Origin of the sequence: Pseudomonas sp. HLS-6 (assembly GCF_002753995.1) — a bacterium.
GTDB classification, from domain to species: Bacteria; Pseudomonadota; Gammaproteobacteria; order Pseudomonadales; family Pseudomonadaceae; genus Aquipseudomonas; species Aquipseudomonas defluvii.
This window is the reverse complement of sequence record NZ_CP024478.1, coordinates 1,266,440-1,284,709: the sequence shown is the minus strand read 5'-3', so window position 1 is coordinate 1,284,709 and position 18,270 is coordinate 1,266,440. Positions and strand designations below refer to the sequence as shown.

Sequence of the window (18,270 nt, the reverse complement as noted above, 5' to 3'; positions counted from 1 at the left end):
AAATTCATCGATATTGCAAAAAGACGTTCTCACGTCCGAACTGGTCACGCAGTGCCTGGATCAAGCCATCGGCCGGATCGATACGCCAGCCCTCGCCGAACTGCAGCAAGGCCTTGGCATCGGTTCCGGTGTACTCCAATGTGATCGGGCAGGCGCCACGATGACGCTTGAACAGCTCACCCAACCAGGTCAACCGATCACCTTTGAGCGCATCACTACGCACCTTCAGGCGCAGGCTTTCGGCCAGGTTGGTACGCGCATCTTCCATGCTCATGACGCGTTTGACCCGCAGGCGCAAGCCACCAGAGAAGTCATCGTTACTGACCTCCCCTTCAACCACGACCATTGCGTCGGTCTGTAACAATGCCTGAGCAGAATGGAATGCATCGGCGAACAAGGACGCCTCGATCCGTCCGGAACGGTCGTCAAGGGTCACAAAGCCCATCTTGTCGCCTTTCTTGTTCTTCATCACCCGCAGGGCGATGATCATGCCCGCGACGGTCTGGGTGTCACGTGCTGGCTTCAGATCAATGATCCGCTGGCGCGCGAAACGACGAATCTCACCTTCATACTCATCGATCGGGTGCCCGGTCAGGTAGAGGCCGAGGGTATCTTTCTCGCCCCGCAAGCGCTCCTTGAGGGTGAGTTCCCGGGCCTTGCGGTGATTGGCATAAACGTCGGCATCTTCCTCGACGAACAGCCCCCCAAACAGATCGGCGTGACCGCTGTCATGGGTGCGCGCAGTCTGCTCCGCCGACTTGATTGCCTCCTCCATGGCCGCCAGCAGTACCGCACGGTTGCGGTCGATGTTGGCCTGGTAGGCTTTGAGCTCGTCGTGAAAATAAGGCCCCAGGCGATCCAGCGCACCGCTACGAACCAGTGCATCGAGGGTGCGCTTGTTGATGCGCTTGAGGTCCACGCGCTCGCAGAAATCGAACAGATCCTTGAACGGACCGTCGGCGCGAGCCTCGACAATGGCTTCTACCGGCCCTTCACCAACACCCTTGATCGCGCCCAGGCCATAGACAATCCGACCGTCGTCGTTGACCGTGAACTTGAAGTCCGAGGTGTTAACGTCCGGAGCGTCCAGACGCAGCTTCATGCTGCGCACTTCCTCGATCAGCGTGACCACCTTGTCGGTGTTGTGCATATCCGCCGAGAGCACCGCCGCCATGAACGGTGCCGGGTAGTGGGTCTTGAGCCAGGCGGTCTGGTACGACACCAGGCCATAGGCCGCCGAGTGAGACTTGTTGAAGCCGTAACCGGCGAACTTCTCTACCAGGTCAAAGATGTTACCGGCAAGCTCGGCATCAATATTGTTGTTCGCACACCCTTCGATGAAACCGCCGCGCTGCTTGGCCATCTCCTCGGGCTTTTTCTTGCCCATGGCCCGACGGAGCATGTCCGCGCCACCCAAGGTGTAACCCGCCATGACCTGAGCGATCTGCATCACCTGTTCCTGATACAGGATGATGCCGTAGGTAGGCGCCAGTACCGGCTTCAGGCCTTCGTACTGGTAGTCCGGGTGCGGATAGGCCAGCTCGGCGCGGCCGTGCTTACGGTTGATGAAGTCGTCCACCATGCCCGACTGCAGCGGGCCGGGACGGAACAGCGCAACCAGTGCAATGAGGTCTTCCAGGCAGTCGGGCTTGAGCTTTTTGATCAGCTCTTTCATACCCCGCGATTCAAGCTGGAACACTGCCGTCGTTTCGGCTTTTTGCAGCAGTTCGAAGGTCTTTCTGTCGTCAAGCGGGATGAAATCGATGTTCAGATCGTCCAGGCCGTTCTTGGCCTGCTCACGGTTGATCGTCTCCATCGCCCATTTGATGATGGTCAGGGTACGCAAGCCGAGGAAGTCGAACTTCACCAGGCCCGCCGCCTCGACATCGTCCTTGTCGAACTGGGTTACCAGGCCGCCGCCCTCTTCGTCACAGGCAATCGGCGAGAAGTCGGTCAGCTTGGTCGGGGCGATCACCACACCACCGGCGTGCTTGCCCGTGCCGCGCGTAACCCCTTCAAGCTTCAGGGCCATGTCCCAGATCTCCTGGGCTTCCTCATCGCTCTTGAGGAAGTCGCGCAGCATCTCCTCCTGCTCGTAGGCCTTTTCCAGGGTCATGCCGACTTCGAACGGGATCATCTTCGACAACCGGTCGGCAAGCCCGTAAGACTTGCCCTGCACCCGTGCCACGTCTCGCACTACCGCCTTTGCCGCCATGGTGCCAAAGGTAATGATCTGACTTACCGCATTGCGCCCATAGGCTTCAGCCACATAGTCAATCACCCGGTCACGACCGTCCATGCAGAAGTCGACGTCGAAGTCGGGCATGGAGATCCGTTCAGGGTTGAGGAACCGCTCAAACAGCAAGTCGTAAGCCAGCGGATCGAGGTCGGTGATCTTCAGAACGTAAGCCACCAGTGAGCCCGCACCCGACCCACGACCAGGGCCTACCGGCACGCCGTTGTTCTTGGCCCACTTGATGAAGTCCATAACGATCAGGAAGTAACCCGGGAACCCCATCTGGATGATGATGTCGAGTTCGAACTTCAGCCGGTCCAGGTAGGTCTGGCGCTTCGCCTCATAGTCGGGCGTGGTCTCTTTGGGCCACAACACCGCCAGACGTTCCTCCAGGCCCTCATGTGATACAAGACGCAGGTAGTCGTCGATGGACATGCCATTAGGCGTCGGGAAGTCCGGCAGGAAGTATTTCCCCAACTGCACCTGGATATTGCAGCGCTTGGCAATTTCAACCGTGTTCTCCAGCGCCTCAGGCAGATCACTGAACAGCTCGGCCATTTCCGCCGGGCTTTTCAGGTATTGCTGATCACTGTAGTTACGCGAGCGGCGCGGGTCATCCAGCGCCCGACCTTCGCCGATGCAGACGCGCGTTTCATGCGCATCGAAGTCCGACTGTTTGATGAACCGTACATCGTTGGTCGCCACCAGAGGCGCGCCGAGCTTGTCAGCCAGGGCCACCGCAGCGTGCAGGTACTCTTCGTCGCCCGTGCGGTTAGTGCGTTGCACTTCCACATAAAAGCGCTCCGGGAACATTGCCATCCAGTCACGCAGCAGGCGTTCTGCCTCGTCGGGATTACCCGCGAGCAATGCCATGCCGATATCGCCCTCGCGGGCCGCAGAGAGGGCAATCAGACCTTCGCTGGCCTGGGCAATCCAGTCACGCTCGATGATAACCAGACCATTGCGCTGCCCGTCCATCCAACCGCGGGAAATCAACTCGGTGAGGTTGCGATAACCCTGGGCATCCATCGCCAGAAAGCAGATGCGTGCCAGAGGCGCATCCGGGTCCGCGCTTGCCAGCCACAGGTCGGCGCCACAGATCGGCTTGACGCCCGCGCCCATGGCTGCCTTGTAGAACTTGACCAGCGAACACATGTTGCTCTGGTCAGTGACCGCGACTGCCGGCATGTTCATCCCGGCCAACGCCTTGACCAGCGGCTTGATGCGCACCAGGCCATCGACCAGCGAGTATTCGGTGTGCAGGCGAAGATGAACGAAGGAAGCCGACATGATGATCCTATAGCAGCGCAAAACAACAAGGCCCGGATTGTACCGGGCCTTGAGCGAAACATCAGCCAGTGCAGAACACTGGCCAAAAATGAATGGTCAAGCGGTCAGATATCCGGGAAACCGCCAGCCTGTATCTCGCGGGCCTCGAAGGCGGCACGCACCGGCGCGAATGAGCGCCGATGAATGGGGGTCGGGCCCAGCCGGGCTAGTGCTTCAAGATGCACAGGTGTCGGGTAGCCCTTATGCCCGCCAATGCCGTAGCCGGGGTAGACTTTCTCGAAGGCTGCCATCTCGCGGTCGCGCGTGACCTTGGCCAGGATCGAGGCCGCCGCAATTGCAGGCACCTGGCTATCACCCTTGACCACCGGCGCCGCCGGTACATCGAGCTTGGGGCAGCGGTTACCGTCGATCAACGCCAGTTTCGGGGTGATATGCAACCCCTCTACCGCACGCTGCATGGCCAACATGGTGGCATGCAGGATGTTCAGTTGATCAATCTCTTCGACCTCGGCCCGGGCAATGCAAAAGCTGAGCGCCTTTTCACAGATTTCGTCGAAGAGCTTTTCACGACGAGCTTCGGTGAGCTTTTTCGAGTCATTCAGGCCAAGAATCGGCCGCTTCGGGTCCAGGATCACCGCAGCGGTGACCACCGCGCCACACAGAGGCCCACGACCGACCTCGTCAACACCGGCGACAAGGTCCTCGACCAGATTGAAGTCCAGTCCCATTTGCATTTATCGTTTTTCCAGCAAGGCCAGCACCGCTTCAGCCGCCTGATTGGAGGCGTCACGGCGCAGCGTACGGTGAATCTGATCAAAGCTGTCGGTCTGTCCACGGCCATCGGCAAGCAACGGCAGCAACGTCTCTGCCAGCGCCTCGGGCGTCGCTGCATCCTGCAACAGCTCCGGCACCAACAGGCGCTGGGCCAGCAAGTTAGGCAGCGAGACGTACGGGCTTTTCACCAGACGCTTGAGAATCCAGTAGGTCAACGGCGCCAGGCGATAGGCAACCACCATTGGCCGCTTGAACAGTAGCGCTTCAAGGGTGGCAGTACCGGAAGCAATCAACACGGCATCACAGGCCGCCAAGGCCTGATGCGACTGACCGTCGAGCAGGGTTACCGGCAGATCACGACCAACCAGCATTTGCTCGAGCTGTTCACGACGCAGCGCGTTGGCGCAAGGGGAGACGAAGCGCACATCCGGGACACGCTCCCTCAGACGTTGCGCGGCATCCAGGAACAACGCGCCCAGACGGCCTACCTCACCACCACGGCTACCCGGCATCAAGGCCACCAGCGGCCCATCCGGCAACCCCAACTGAGCGCGAGCAGCACTGCGGTCGCACTCAAGATCGATAGTATCGGCCAACGGATGACCGACGAAACGCACCGGCACGCCATGCTCTTCGTAGAACCTAGCCTCGAAGGGCAACAGGGTGAGCATAAGGTCGCAACCTTCGCGAATCTTCAACACACGCTTCTGACGCCAGGCCCAAACGGACGGGCTGACGTAATGCACCGTCTTGATTCCGACCTGGCGCAGCTTCAGTTCGATATTGAGCGTAAAGTCCGGGGCATCGATACCGATGAACACATCGGGCTTTTCGGCGATCAGTGTCTGGATCAGCGCCTTGCGCCGCTTGAGCAGTTCGCGCAGGCGCCCAAGCACCTCAACCAGGCCCATGACAGCCAAGCGTTCCATCGGGAAGTACGAATCCAGGCCCTCGGCCTGCATCAATGGGCCGCCTACGCCGATGAAGCGGATATCCGGGTGACGGGTCTTCAATGCGCGCATCAGGCCCGCACCCAGAATATCGCCACTGGCCTCACCTGCCACCAGCGCTACACAAAGCTGCGCCATGGTCAGCGGGTGATGCCGCGAGTGGAGTTCTTGATCGACGTGAGGAACAGGTCGACTTCAGGGAATTGACTGGCCGACTCGGTGAGCTCGACGATGGCCTGCTCGACCGTCAGTCCTTGGCGATAGACCACCTTGTAAGCGCGGCGTAGCGCATGGATGGCGTCGTCACTGAAACCACGACGGCGCATGCCCTCGAAGTTCATGCTGCGTGCTTCAGCAGGGTTGCCGAACACCGTCACAAAAGCCGGTACATCCTTGCCAATTGCCGTACCCATACCGGAGAAGCTGTGAGCACCGATATGGCAGAACTGGTGAACCAGCGTGAAGCCGGAGAGTATCGCCCAATCATCGACATGCACATGGCCGGCCAATGCAGTGTTGTTAACCAGAATGCAATGGTTGCCAATTACGCTGTCGTGACCGATGTGAGCATAGGCCATGATCAGGTTGTGATCACCCAGGGTGGTCTCCGAACGGTCTTGTACGGTACCACGATGGATCGTCACACCCTCGCGAATCACATTGTGATCGCCAATGACCAGACGGGTAGGTTCGCCCTTGTATTTCAGATCAGGGGTGTCTTCGCCAACAGAGGAAAACTGATAGATGCGATTATGCCGACCAATACGGGTTGGCCCTTTGATAATCACATGCGGACCGACAACGGTCCCCTCCCCGATCTCGACATTTGCGCCGATAATCGACCAGGGGCCGACCTCAACGCCTTCGGCCAGCTTGGCCGAAGGGTCGATGATTGCCCGAGGGTCAATCAAACTCATAGTTTACGTTCCGCGCAGATGATCTCAGCCGAGCAGACAGGCTTGCCGTCCACCGAAGCCTGGCAATCGAACTTCCAGATCTGGCGCTTGCAACTGATGAACTTGGCTTCAAGAATCAGCTGATCGCCCGGCAGAACCGGCTGACGGAAGCGCAGCTTGTCGGAGCCCACGAAGTAATACAGGGTGCCGTCCGCAGGTTTGACGTCGAGCATCTTGAAGCCGAGGATACCGGCTGCCTGGGCCATGGCCTCGATGATCAATACGCCCGGCATGATCGGGTGCGCCGGGAAGTGACCATTGAAGAAAGGCTCGTTGATGCTGACATTCTTGTAGGCACGAATGCGCTGAGCCTCTACGTCCAAGTCCACTACCCGGTCCACCAACAGGAACGGGTAACGGTGAGGCAGGTATTCGCGAATCTCGTTGATGTCCATCATTTCGGGGGGAAGCCTGTAGTAAAGATAGGGAGCGTAAACCTTGGTTTAACGCTCCTTTTGCAAATCAAGGCGGCTATCCAGCAGCTGAGCACGCCTGATCAGGAAATGGTATCAGCCTTCTGATGAAGCTTTGCCGTCCGAGGTCACGGTGTCGACGCGCTTTTCCACCTGGACGAGGCGTTTTGCCATCTCATCCAACTGGCGAATTCGCGCCGCGCTCTTGCGCCACTCTGCCAACGGCTGCATGGCCGTACCGGAGGAGTAGGCGCCCGGCTCAGTGATTGAGCGGGTGACCATCGTCATGCCGGAAACGAACACACCATCGCAGACATCGATATGACCGACCATGCCGACACCGCCTGCGATAGTGCAATGCTTGCCGATCTTGGTACTGCCGGAAATGCCGACACAAGCCGCCATGGCCGTGTGATCGCCGATCTGAACGTTGTGCGCAATCTGGATCTGGTTGTCGAGTTTGACGCCATTGCCAATACAGGTATCGGCCAAGGCACCACGATCAATAGCGGTGTTGACACCAATCTCGACATCATCGCCGATCGTCACACCGCCAATCTGCGCGATTTTCTGCCAGACACCCTTCTCGTTGGCAAAGCCGAAACCTTCGCCACCCAACACGGCACCCGACTGAATCACGACACGCTTGCCAATGCGCACGTCATGATACAGGGTCACCTTGGGCGCGAGCCAACCACCCTCGCCAATCACGCAACGTGCACCGATATAACACTGCGCGCCAACGGTCACACCCGGGCCGATCTGCGCACCGCTTTCGATAACAACGAAGGCTCCAATACTGGCGCTAGCATCCACCTGAGCGTCCGCAGCCACCACGGCGCTGGGATGAACTCCCGCCACAGCCTTTGGTTTGGGATCAAACAGGTGGGAAATGCGCGCATACGCAAGATAAGGGTCGGGCACGATCAGCGCATGACCGGCAAAACCTTCAGCATCGCTTGCCTTGAGCAACACCGCGGCGGCATTGCTCTCACCCAGGTACTTGCGGTACTGAGGGTTGGCCAGGAAGCTCAACTGCCCCGGACCGGCATCCTGCAAGGTTGCCAGACCGACGATTTCAAGCTCAGCGGGGCCACTGAGCGTCGCCCCGAGAAACTCTGCCAGTTGCCCCAGCTTCATACTGAATGCCATATCAGCGGGACTGGTTCATGCGCTCGATGACTTGGCGGGTGATGTCGTATTGAGGTTTGACATCGATTACCGCGCCGCGCTCAAGCACCAGGTCGAAAGCACCTTTCTTGATGACTTCCTCAACAGCACCATCCAGCTTAGGTTTCAGTTGTTTGAGCATGTCACGATCAGCGACAGCCTTGGCTTCGTTCAACTCCTTGGACTGGAACTGGAAGTCACGTGCTTTCTGCTTGAACTCAAGCTCCAGGCGCTCACGCTCACCCTGAGGCATCTTGTCGCCACCCTTGACCAGGCGGTCCTGGATGCCCTTGGCGCTGCTCTCCAGATTTTTCAGCTTGGTCAACTGAGGGCCGAATTTCTTCTCGGCATCAACGGCGTACTTCTTCGCCGCATCCGACTCCAGCAATGCCATCTGATAGTTCAGCACGGCGATTTTCATTTCGGCGAACGCCGGGGTCGCAACCAGGGCTGCGGCCAGAACAGCCAGTTGAGTCAACTTACGCACGATGCACTCCTACAGAATCCGTTGTCGTTACAAGGATCAGACCCTTAGAAGGTCTGGCCCAGAGAGAATTGGAACACCTGGGTATCGGCGCTGTCCGGCTCTTTGACCGGCATCGCCAGACTGAAGCTCAGCGGGCCAAGCGCCGTGATCCAGGTCACGCCCAAACCAACGGAACTGGCCAGCCCGGAAAGGCCAACCTTTTCACAGTCCGGTTGAGAACCGCATTGCGTGTCGAACACGTTACCCACATCCCAGAAAACCGAGGTGCGCAGGGAGCGCTGATCCTTGACGAACGGTAGAGGGAACAGCAACTCGACACCACCCTGTACAAGGACGTTACCACCGAACGGCAAGGGATCCTGATCCGGGTCAGCAATCGTGCCTGGGTTCTTGCCGGTACTTGGCGTACTGCGCGGGCCAAGACTGCTGTCCTTGAAGCCACGAACCGAGTTGAAGCCACCTGCATAGTAGTTCTCGTAGAACGGCAGGCCCTCGGTAGAACCGAAACCGTCTCCGTAGCCGAGCTCGGTATGCAGCCGCAGTGTGTAGTCGTTGGTGATCGGCTTGAACATCTGGCCACGGTAGTCCAGCTTGAAGAACGACAGGTCGCTACCTGGCGTGGTCGCCTCGAGCACCAGGCTTTGTGAGTGGCCACGGGTAGCCAGCACGCCCTTGTTCAGGGTCGATTCGGACCAACCTGCGGATGCCTTGAAGTTCAGGTACTTGTCGCCCTCCTGTTTGACGAAATCGAAGATCTCGTCAACGGTGTAACGACCAGTCTTGATCTCATCCTGCTGCGCAGTCAGGCCGAAGGTCAAACGCGAAGTTTCACTGATCGGGTAGCCAACGCTGACACCGGCGCCGAGACTGTCCACGGCATAGCTGGCAACGTCGACATCCAGATCCTGGTAGTCAGTGGTGCGATAGAACGCGTTGTAGCCCAGGCTGACGCCATCGGCAGTCCAGTAAGGGTCTACAAAGCTGAAGTTGTAACGACTCTGGTACTCACTACGGGTCAGGCCAATGGAAACCTTGTTACCGGTGCCGAGGAAGTTGTTCTGGCTGATCGAACCGCCAAGGATCAGGCCGGCACTCTGAGCGAAACCAACGCTGGCGGTAATCGAACCGGAAGCCTGCTCTTCTACACTGTAGTTGACGTCTACCTGGTCATCGGTACCCGGAACTGCCGGGGTTTCAACGTTCACTTCCTTGAAAAAGCCCAAACGCTCCAGACGCGTCTTGGATTGATCAATCAGGTAGGTCGATGCCCAACCGCCTTCCATCTGACGCATTTCACGACGCAGTACCTCATCCTCGGACTTGGTATTACCACGGAAGTTGATGCGGTTGACGTAAGCACGCTTGCCCGGGTCGACTACAAAGGTGATGTCGACAGTCTTGCCATCATCGTGCGGCTGGGGTACGCCGTTAACGTTGGCGAAGGTGTAGCCTTCGTTACCCAGACGACGGGTGATCAGCTCGGAGGTGGTGGTCATCACCTTGCGCGAGAACACCTGCCCTGGTTGCACCAGCAGCAGTGCCTTGACCTGGTCTTCCGGCACCTTCAGGTCACCGGACAGCTTGACGTCACGCACGGTGTACTTCTCGCCTTCGTTGACGTTCACCGTGATATAGACATGTTTCTTGTCTGGGGTGATGGATACCTGGGTGGAGGCGATATCCATGTTGATATAGCCGCGGTCCAGGTAGTAGGAGCGCAGACGCTCCAGGTCACCCGAGAGCTTTTCGCGAGCGTACTTGTCATCGTTCTTGAAGAACGACAGCCAGTTGGTGGTCTTGAGCTCGAACAGGCTGGCCAGCTCTTCATCGGAGAAGACGGTATTACCAACCACGTTGATGTGCTGAATCGCCGCAACGGTGCCTTCGTTGATCTTGATCTTCAGTGCTACGCGGTTACGCGGCTGCGGTACAACCTCAGTGTCAACCTCAGCCGAATAACGACCCTGGGCAACATACTGACGCTGCAACTCGTTACGCACACCTTCGAGGGTTGCGCGCTGGAAGATTTCACCTTCGGACAGCCCGGACTGTTTCAAGCCCTTGAGCAGGTCCTCGGTACTGATGGCCTTGTTACCATCGATCTCGATACTCGAAACCGAAGGACGCTCGACCACGTTGATGATCAAAACGTTGCCTTCACGCCCCAGTTGGATGTCCTGAAAGAAGCCGGTTTTGAACAACGCACGGGTGGACTCCACCAGGCGGCGGTCATCGGCGTCGTCACCGACGTTCAACGGCAATGCGCCAAACACGCTGCCAGCGGAAACCCGCTGCAGGCCATTGACACGGATATCGGAGATGGTGAAGGACTCGGCGTGAACTTCAGCGATCATCAGTACGGCGAGAACCGCAGTTAGCAGCAGACGTTTCATGAAGTCCTTTCTTATTCCAACTGGCAATAAACGACCCTCCGCGAAAGACGGCGGGTTCGCAATTGAGCGAAGCGTTACAGACGACCCAAATCGTTGATCAGGGCGAGCAACATCACCCCGACTACCAAACTGATACCGATCTGGATTCCCCAACCTTGCACCCGATCAGAGAGCGGGCGACCACGCGCCCACTCGATCAGGTAAAACAGCAAATGCCCCCCATCCAACACTGGAATAGGCAGCAAATTCAGAACCCCCAGGCTAATGCTCAGATAGGCGAGGAAATTAAGGAAATCACCTACACCGGACTGGGCCGAAGCGCCCGCCACTTTAGCAATGGTTATCGGTCCGCTCAAGTTTTTTACCGAGAGCTCGCCGAACAGCATTTTCTTGAGCGAATCCAGGGTCAGAACACTCATGTTCCACGTGCGAGAGAGCCCTTCGCCAACCGCTGCAAGCGGCCCGTAACGCACCTCGCGCAGCATGCTTGGCGGCCATTCGACTGCCTTCACCCCAGCACCAAGATAACCACTGGCAGCCTTGCCTTCGCCACGCGTGGCCAGGTTCACCGGCAACTCCAGCGTGGCACCATCGCGCTCAACGCTCAGCGTTACGCGACCGCCGGCACGACTGCGCACCTTGTCGACCACCTGCTGCCACTCATTCACCGCCTGACCATCGAGTGCCAGCAGACGATCACCGGGTTTCAGGCCAGCAGCCTGAGCGGGGCCTTTAGGGTCGAGCTCGGCCAACACTGGCGGCAACGCAGGACGCCACGGACGAATCCCCAGGGAATTGATCGGGTCCGGCTCATCAGCACCCTTTAGCCACTTATCGAGCTTGAGCACGTGGGTGCTCTCAGCACTGCTCCCCTCCTCCCTGACCGTCACCTGCAGCGAACCGGTCTCGCCAAGGCGACGGATCAACTGAAGATTAACCGCAGCCCAACCGTTGATCGACTCGCCGTCTACGGCAATGACTTCCTGACCGGCGCCCAGACCGGCAGCCGCAGCAATACTATCGGCCTCGACTGCACCAATGACCGGGCGCACCTGCTGGCTGCCCAACATGGCCAGCACCCAGAAAAACAGAATGGCGAGCAAAAAGTTGGCAATTGGGCCGGCTGCGACGATAGCGATGCGCTGGCGCACCGACTTTCGATTGAACGACTGATCCAGCTGATCGGGCGACACCTCACCCTCTCGCTCATCGAGCATCTTGACGTAGCCACCCAACGGGATCGCCGCGACCACAAACTCAGTGCCATGCCGATCATGCCAGCGAAACAGTGGCAGACCGAAACCCACTGAAAAACGCAAAACCTTGACGCCGCAGCGGCGCGCCACCCAGAAGTGACCGAACTCGTGAAAGGTGACCAGCACACCCAATGCAACCAGGGTGCCGATAATCATATAGAGCGCACTCATGTCTCTCTCCGAATGACGTTCATCGGACGCTGACGCTGCGCCATGAAGCGCGGCGCATCAGCGTCCGTGACGGCTCAACCACTGACCGGCCAAAAGGCGCGCCTGGTGATCAGCCGCAAACACGGCTTCAAGCGTATCGACCGCTACCACCGACTCATGATCGAGTACATCTTCGATCATACTCGCGATCTCCGGGAAGCGGATGCGCCGCTCAAGAAATGCAGCCACCGCCACCTCATTGGCTGCGTTGAGCAGCGCCGGGGCACTACCCCCAGCGTCAGCAGCCTGACGCGACAGGCGCAGGCAAGGGAAACGCTGCTCATCCGGCGCCTGAAAATCCAACCGGGCAATCGCAAACAGATCCAGTGGTGCAACCCCTGAGTCAATCCGCTCAGGCCAGGCCAGCGCATTGGCAATCGGTGTACGCATATCGGGATTGCCCAACTGCGCCAGCACAGAGCCATCCACATAATCGACCAGAGAGTGGATTACGCTTTGTGGGTGAACGACCACCTCAATCTGGGCCGGCCGGGCATCGAACAGCCAACAGGCCTCGATCAATTCCAGCCCCTTGTTCATCATGCTTGCCGAGTCGACAGAGATTTTCCGCCCCATCGACCAGTTCGGATGCGCACACGCCTGCTCTGGCGTCACGTCAGCCAGTTCGCTTTGCGGGGTTTGCCGGAACGGGCCACCTGACGCAGTCAACAGGATTCGCCGTACGCCAACCTGAGGCAAGCCGCGGGAGAAATCGCCCGGCAGGCACTGGAATATCGCATTATGCTCGCTGTCGATCGGCAACAACACTGCGCCACTCTGACGCACAGCCTGCATGAAGAGTGCGCCGGACATGACCAGCGCCTCCTTGTTGGCCAACAACACTTTCTTGCCAGCTTCGACAGCTGCCAGGGTAGGACGCAAACCCGCCGCACCGACAATGGCCGCCATGACGGTATCCACTTCAGAGGCAGCCGCAACCTGGCACAAACCCGCTTCGCCAACCAGCACTTCGGTAGCCGAGCCGGCTGCGCGCAGGTCAGCACGCAACTGCTGCGCGGCTTCGACGCTTGGCACCACGGCATAGGACGGGGCATGGCGAATGCAAAGTGCGAGCAACTCGCTCAAGCGCGAGTAACCGGTCAATGCGAACACCTGGTATCGCTCGGGATGACGAGCAATTACATCAAGCGTGCTGAGGCCGATGGAGCCAGTGGCCCCAAGCACGGTAATACGTTGCAGACCGCTCACATCGCGCCCCAGTTAGCTGCCCAAAGCAGCACAGCAAATAGCGGAATGGCAGCCGTCAGGCTGTCGATACGATCCAGCACACCGCCATGACCTGGCAGCAGATTGCTGCTGTCCTTGATGCCTGCACGGCGCTTGAACATGCTCTCGGTCAGGTCACCCACGACCGAAACAGCAACAACCAATGCCGCGCCAAGCACCCCCAACAGCAACTCAGTGGCCGACCAGCCACGATTCACGCCGACCGCCACGGTAATCGCCAGGCTCAGCGCTACACCACCATAAACGCCTTCCCAGCTCTTGCCTGGGCTGACCTGCGGTGCCAGCTTACGCTTGCCAAAGGCCTTACCGGAGAAATAGGCCCCAATATCGGCAGCCCACACCAGCACCATGACCGACATGATCAACCCGTTACCGAGCGGCCAATGCTTGAGCAGGATAAGCCCCTGCCATGCCGGCAGAAGGATCAATAAACCGATCAGCAGCTTGCAGGCGGCACTGGCCCACAACTCGCTACTCGCGGGATAGGTCAAGACCAGCCAGGTTGCCACCCCCCACCACAACACCGACGCACCGAGCACCCAAGGGGCCAGATCCGGCATCAGGTGCAGCAGCATCAGCAAACCGGCTACCACGGCGGCGTAAGCGATACGCAATGCCTGGGCGACCAGCCCCGACAAACGCGCCCATTCCCAAGCGCCCAGGGTCACAACTCCACCAATGAACAAGGCGAAATCGCCACCTTCGAGCAGAAAGAAACCACCCAGAGCGATCGGCAACAGGATCAGCGCAGTGATGATGCGTTGTTTAAGCATTAAGCACGGGCTCCTGCTTCGACCTGCTCGCTGGTTCTACCAAAGCGGCGCTGACGCGAAGCAAAATCGGCCAGCGCCTTGCGCATGGCTTCGTGTTTGAAGTCCGGCCAGAACAGGTCGGAGAAATACAACTCGGAATAGGCCAACTGCCAAAGCAGGAAGTTGCTGATACGGTGCTCCCCCCCTGTGCGAATACACAGATCAGGCAACGGCAGATCACCGGTAGCCAGGCAGGGTTGCAGCAGCTCCGGCGTGATGTCTTCCGGGCGCAAATGCCCCGCCTGAACTTCCCGCGCCAAGCGCTGGGCAGCCTGGGCGATATCCCACTGGCCACCGTAGTTGGCAGCGATTTGCAGGATAAAGCGACCACTGCCCGCAGTCAGCGCTTCAGCCTCACGCATGGCAGCCTGCAGCTCCGGATGAAAGCGCGACCGATCGCCAATGATCCGAAGGCTGATGTTGTTCTCGTTCAGGCGCTTGGCTTCGCGGCGCAAGGCCGAGAAGAACAGCTCCATCAACGCACCGACCTCATCAGCCGGCCGCTGCCAGTTCTCACTGGAGAACGCGAACAGGGTCAGTACCTCGACCTTGGCTTCGGCGCACACCTCGATCACCGCACGGACGGCATCAACACCAGCCTTGTGCCCGGCAACGCCGGGCAGCAGACGTTTCTTCGCCCAGCGATTGTTTCCGTCCATGATGATCGCGACATGGCGCGGCACCGACGGGGACACACCCTGCTTGCTCTTTTCCATGAAAAAGTCCCGGCCTCAAACAGCCATCAGATCCTTTTCCTTGGCTTCCAGCGCCTTGTCGACTTCCGCGACGAACTTGTCGGTCAGCTTCTGCAACTCATCGGCCGCACGACGTTCTTCGTCTTCGCTGATCTCTTTGTCCTTGGACAGCTTCTTCAGGTCTGCCAGGGCATCACGACGCACGTTACGCACGGCGACCTTGGCATCTTCGGCAACGCCACGCGCCTGCTTGGTGTAACCCTTACGGGTTTCTTCCGTCAGGGCAGGCATTGGCACACGGATGGTGGTGCCGGCACTGCTTGGGTTCAGGCCCAGATCAGAGGTCATGATCGCCTTTTCAATGGCAGCGATCAGCGTCTTGTCGTGCGCAACGATTTTCAGGGTACGCGCATCTTCCACGCTGATACCGGCGACCTGATTCAATGGCATGTCGCTGCCATAGGCCGGCACCTTGACGCTATCGAGAATGCTTGGGTGCGCACGGCCAGTACGAATGGAGGCCAGGTTGCGAGCCAGCGATTCCAGGGACTTGCCCATGCGGCTTTCAGCGTCTTTCTTGATTTCGTTGATCATTCTTCGCCTTCCTCGATCAGAGTTCCTTCAGCGCCGCCCACTACGATATTCAGCAGAGCGCCAGGCTTGTTCATGTTAAATACCCGCAATGGCATCTTGTGATCACGGCACAGGCAGATTGCGGTGAGGTCCATCACGCCGAGTTTGCGATCCAACACTTCATCGTACGTCAGACGGTCAAACTTCTCAGCATGCGGATCCTTGAATGGATCGGCAGTGTACACGCCATCGACCTTGGTCGCCTTCAATACCACATCGGCATCGATTTCGATGGCGCGCAGGCACGCGGCCGAATCGGTGGTAAAGAACGGGTTACCGGTACCGGCGGCAAAGATCACCACATCGCCGGAATTGAGATGACGCACACCTTTGCGGCGGTCGTAGTGATCAGTCACACCGACCATGGAGATAGCCGACATGACGATTGCCGGGATGTTCGAGCGCTCAAGCGCATCACGCATGGCCAGGGCGTTCATCACGGTAGCCAGCATCCCCATGTGGTCGCCAGTAACGCGATCCATGCCCGCAGCACTCAGGGCGGCGCCGCGGAACAGGTTACCGCCACCAATGACCAGGCCAACCTGAACACCGATGCCAACCAGCTGACCGACTTCAAGGGCCATGCGATCCAGGACTTTCGGGTCGATGCCGAACTCTTCCGAGCCCATCAGGGCCTCGCCGCTAAGTTTGAGCAAAATGCGTTTATAGCGAGGTTGACGACCACTCACCTGCTGAGCCATTGCGAATCTCTCCTGCGGCGTTTGTATAAAATTCTTGGCGGGCTGTTTTCAGCCGGCTCTAACTCTAGCGTGGCGCTGCTACAGCGCCTGCGGGAACAGGTCTCGTAAACCACCCCCGCTTTGACAAAGAGGCTGCGCGCGTGAGCGGGCAGCCTCTTTGGGGCAGACAGATGAATCCGTCTTATTGCTTGGCAGCAGCCAGCTGAGCGGCAACTTCTTCAGCGAAGTTGTCAACTGGCTTCTCGATGCCTTCGCCGACCTTGAAGTAGGTGAAGGAAACGATTTCAGCGCCAGCTTTCTTGGCCAGAGCACCAACGGTGACTTCTGGGTTCATCACGAAGGCTTGCTCGACCAGGCTGGCTTCAGCCAGGAACTTGGTGATACGACCAGCAATCATCTTCTCGACGATTTCAGCTGGCTTGCCCTTCATCTTGTCTTCGTTGAGGGTCATGAAGACGTTCTTCTCACGCTCGATGGCCTCAGGAGAAACCTGCGATGGCAGCAGGAACTCAGGGTTGCTGGCAGCAACGTGCATGGCGATTTCTTTGGCCAGCTGGACGTCGCCGCCCTTCAGGACAACAGCAACACCGATCTTGTTACCGTGCAGGTAGGTACCGACAACGTCACCCTCAACGCGCACCAGGCGACGGATGTTGACGTTTTCGCCGCACTTGGCAACCAGGGCTTCACGAGCAGCTTCACGCGAAGCGATCAGCGGAGCGGCATCGGTCAGCTTTTCAGCGAAAGCCTGTTCAACGCTTTCGGCAACGAAGTTTTTGAAGTCATCTTGCAGAGCCAGGAAGTCGGTCTGCGAGTTCACTTCCAGCAGGACGGCGGACTTGTCGTCAGCCTTGATGGCGATGGCGCCTTCGGCGGCAACGTTGCCAGCCTTCTTGGCAGCCTTGATGGCGCCCGAAGCACGCATGTCATCAATGGCTTTTTCGATGTCGCCGCCAGCCTTTTCCAAGGCTTTCTTGCAGTCCATCATGCCTTCGCCAGTACGCTCGCGCAGTTCTTTTACCAGCGCTGCAGTAATTGCTGCCATTTCAAAATCCTCTTGGATAGGTTTTCAACCATTCCACCCGATCGGAACGGGCGTTCAATTCTGTGGAAATCCACTGCCAACTGCACACACAGACAAAGATGATGCAACGACAATGCTGACAAGCGGATTTCAAGGTGGCAAAAAGGGGGCCTAGCCCCCTTTTTGCGCACTGAGTCAACGCAAAGCGTTACCGACTCAGCCCTCTACCGAAGCAGCTGGAGCGTCTTGGACGTACTCTTCGGTACCGCCAGCGACGTTGTTGCGGCCACGGATAACGGCGTCTGCCATGGAAGCCATGTACAGTTCGATGGCGCGGATGGCGTCGTCGTTACCTGGGATGATGTAGTCAACACCTTCTGGGCTGCTGTTGGTATCGACAACGCCGATAACAGGGATGCCCAGCTTGTTGGCTTCGGTGATCGCGATGCGCTCGTGATCAACGTCGATGACGAACAGTGCATCAGGCAGGCCGCCCATGTCCTTGATACCGCCCAGGCTGCGATCCAGTTTTTCCAGATCACGGGAGCGCATCAGGGCTTCTTTCTTGGTCAGCTTGGTGAAAGTGCCGTCTTCAGCCTGAGTTTCCAGCTCGCGCAGGCGCTTGATGGAAGCACGGATGGTCTTGTAGTTGGTCAGCATGCCGCCCAACCAGCGGTGATCGACGTACGGCGAGCCGCAACGAGCTGCTTGTTCAGCAACGATCTTGCCAGCGGAACGCTTGGTGCCGACGAACAGAATCTTGTTTTTGCCCTGAGCCAGGCGCTCAACGAAAGTCAGTGCTTCGTTGAACATTGGCAGGGTTTTTTCAAGGTTGATGATGTGAATCTTGTTGCGCGCGCCGAAAATGTACTTGCCCATTTTCGGGTTCCAGTAACGGGTTTGGTGACCGAAGTGCACACCGGCCTTCAGCATATCGCGCATGTTGACTTGGGACATGATAGTTCCTTGATAAGTCGGGTTGGGCCTCCACGCATCCCAATGACCAACCAGCGATCCTAAGA

At 58.4% G+C, this 18,270-nt stretch carries 16 protein-coding genes; all 16 read right to left on the bottom strand.

Translation table 11 applies throughout. The features are described 5' to 3' along the window. Nucleotides 1-4: 4 nt before the first annotated feature. On the bottom strand, nucleotides 5-3,526 hold the full coding sequence (gene dnaE / locus CS390_RS05785; protein ID WP_099773729.1) for a DNA polymerase III subunit alpha: 3,522 nt from the start codon (nucleotides 3,524-3,526) through the stop codon (nucleotides 5-7). A gap of 104 nt (nucleotides 3,527-3,630) precedes the next feature. Further along, on the bottom strand, nucleotides 3,631-4,260 hold the full coding sequence (gene rnhB, locus CS390_RS05780; protein ID WP_099773728.1) for a ribonuclease HII: 630 nt from the start codon (nucleotides 4,258-4,260) through the stop codon (nucleotides 3,631-3,633). Next, nucleotides 4,261-5,388 carry a lipid-A-disaccharide synthase gene (lpxB, locus tag CS390_RS05775; protein ID WP_099773727.1) on the bottom strand — a complete coding sequence of 376 codons (1,128 nt, stop codon included), beginning with the start codon at nucleotides 5,386-5,388 and terminating at the stop codon, nucleotides 4,261-4,263. A 2-nt stretch (nucleotides 5,389-5,390) separates the two neighbouring features. Beyond that, a complete protein-coding gene (gene lpxA, locus CS390_RS05770) occupies nucleotides 5,391-6,167 on the bottom strand; it encodes an acyl-ACP--UDP-N-acetylglucosamine O-acyltransferase (RefSeq protein ID WP_099773726.1) in 777 nt (258 codons plus the stop codon). Continuing rightward, nucleotides 6,164-6,604 (bottom strand): 3-hydroxyacyl-ACP dehydratase FabZ, encoded by a 441-nt coding sequence (gene fabZ, locus CS390_RS05765; protein ID WP_099773725.1) that lies wholly within the window; start codon nucleotides 6,602-6,604, stop codon nucleotides 6,164-6,166. The genes lpxA and fabZ overlap by 4 nt, the downstream gene beginning before the upstream one ends. Before the next feature lie 111 nt (nucleotides 6,605-6,715). Next, on the bottom strand, nucleotides 6,716-7,771 hold the full coding sequence (gene lpxD, locus CS390_RS05760) for a UDP-3-O-(3-hydroxymyristoyl)glucosamine N-acyltransferase (protein ID WP_099773724.1): 1,056 nt from the start codon (nucleotides 7,769-7,771) through the stop codon (nucleotides 6,716-6,718). 1 nt (nucleotide 7,772) lies between these two features. Continuing rightward, complete coding sequence (locus CS390_RS05755; RefSeq protein WP_099773723.1) at nucleotides 7,773-8,276, bottom strand: OmpH family outer membrane protein; 504 nt, start codon at nucleotides 8,274-8,276, stop codon at nucleotides 7,773-7,775. Nucleotides 8,277-8,320: 44 nt separating this feature from the next. After that, nucleotides 8,321-10,669: an outer membrane protein assembly factor BamA gene (gene bamA / locus CS390_RS05750; RefSeq protein WP_099773722.1), complete on the bottom strand. Its 2,349-nt coding sequence runs from the start codon at nucleotides 10,667-10,669 to the stop codon at nucleotides 8,321-8,323. Nucleotides 10,670-10,743: 74 nt separating this feature from the next. Beyond that, on the bottom strand, nucleotides 10,744-12,096 hold the full coding sequence (rseP, locus tag CS390_RS05745) for a sigma E protease regulator RseP (RefSeq protein ID WP_099773721.1): 1,353 nt from the start codon (nucleotides 12,094-12,096) through the stop codon (nucleotides 10,744-10,746). A gap of 57 nt (nucleotides 12,097-12,153) precedes the next feature. Next, the gene (gene ispC, locus CS390_RS05740) at nucleotides 12,154-13,344 is read right to left on the bottom strand and encodes a 1-deoxy-D-xylulose-5-phosphate reductoisomerase (protein ID WP_099773720.1); all 1,191 of its coding nucleotides are present in this window, start codon (nucleotides 13,342-13,344) and stop codon (nucleotides 12,154-12,156) included. Then, nucleotides 13,341-14,156 carry a phosphatidate cytidylyltransferase gene (locus tag CS390_RS05735; RefSeq protein WP_099773719.1) on the bottom strand — a complete coding sequence of 272 codons (816 nt, stop codon included), beginning with the start codon at nucleotides 14,154-14,156 and terminating at the stop codon, nucleotides 13,341-13,343. Before CS390_RS05735 ends, ispC begins: the two co-directional genes overlap by 4 nt. Beyond that, nucleotides 14,156-14,911, bottom strand: a complete 756-nt coding sequence (gene uppS / locus CS390_RS05730) for a polyprenyl diphosphate synthase (RefSeq protein ID WP_099773718.1) — start codon at nucleotides 14,909-14,911, stop codon at nucleotides 14,156-14,158. Before uppS ends, CS390_RS05735 begins: the two co-directional genes overlap by 1 nt. Before the next feature lie 15 nt (nucleotides 14,912-14,926). Further along, nucleotides 14,927-15,484: a ribosome recycling factor gene (gene frr / locus CS390_RS05725; protein WP_099773717.1), complete on the bottom strand. Its 558-nt coding sequence runs from the start codon at nucleotides 15,482-15,484 to the stop codon at nucleotides 14,927-14,929. After that, the gene (gene pyrH / locus CS390_RS05720; RefSeq protein WP_099773716.1) at nucleotides 15,481-16,224 is read right to left on the bottom strand and encodes a UMP kinase; all 744 of its coding nucleotides are present in this window, start codon (nucleotides 16,222-16,224) and stop codon (nucleotides 15,481-15,483) included. The genes frr and pyrH overlap by 4 nt, the downstream gene beginning before the upstream one ends. 181 nt (nucleotides 16,225-16,405) lie before the next feature. Continuing rightward, nucleotides 16,406-17,269: a translation elongation factor Ts gene (gene tsf / locus CS390_RS05715; RefSeq protein WP_099773715.1), complete on the bottom strand. Its 864-nt coding sequence runs from the start codon at nucleotides 17,267-17,269 to the stop codon at nucleotides 16,406-16,408. 195 nt (nucleotides 17,270-17,464) lie between these two features. Continuing rightward, the gene (gene rpsB, locus CS390_RS05710; protein WP_099773714.1) at nucleotides 17,465-18,205 is read right to left on the bottom strand and encodes a 30S ribosomal protein S2; all 741 of its coding nucleotides are present in this window, start codon (nucleotides 18,203-18,205) and stop codon (nucleotides 17,465-17,467) included. Nucleotides 18,206-18,270: the final 65 nt, after the last annotated feature.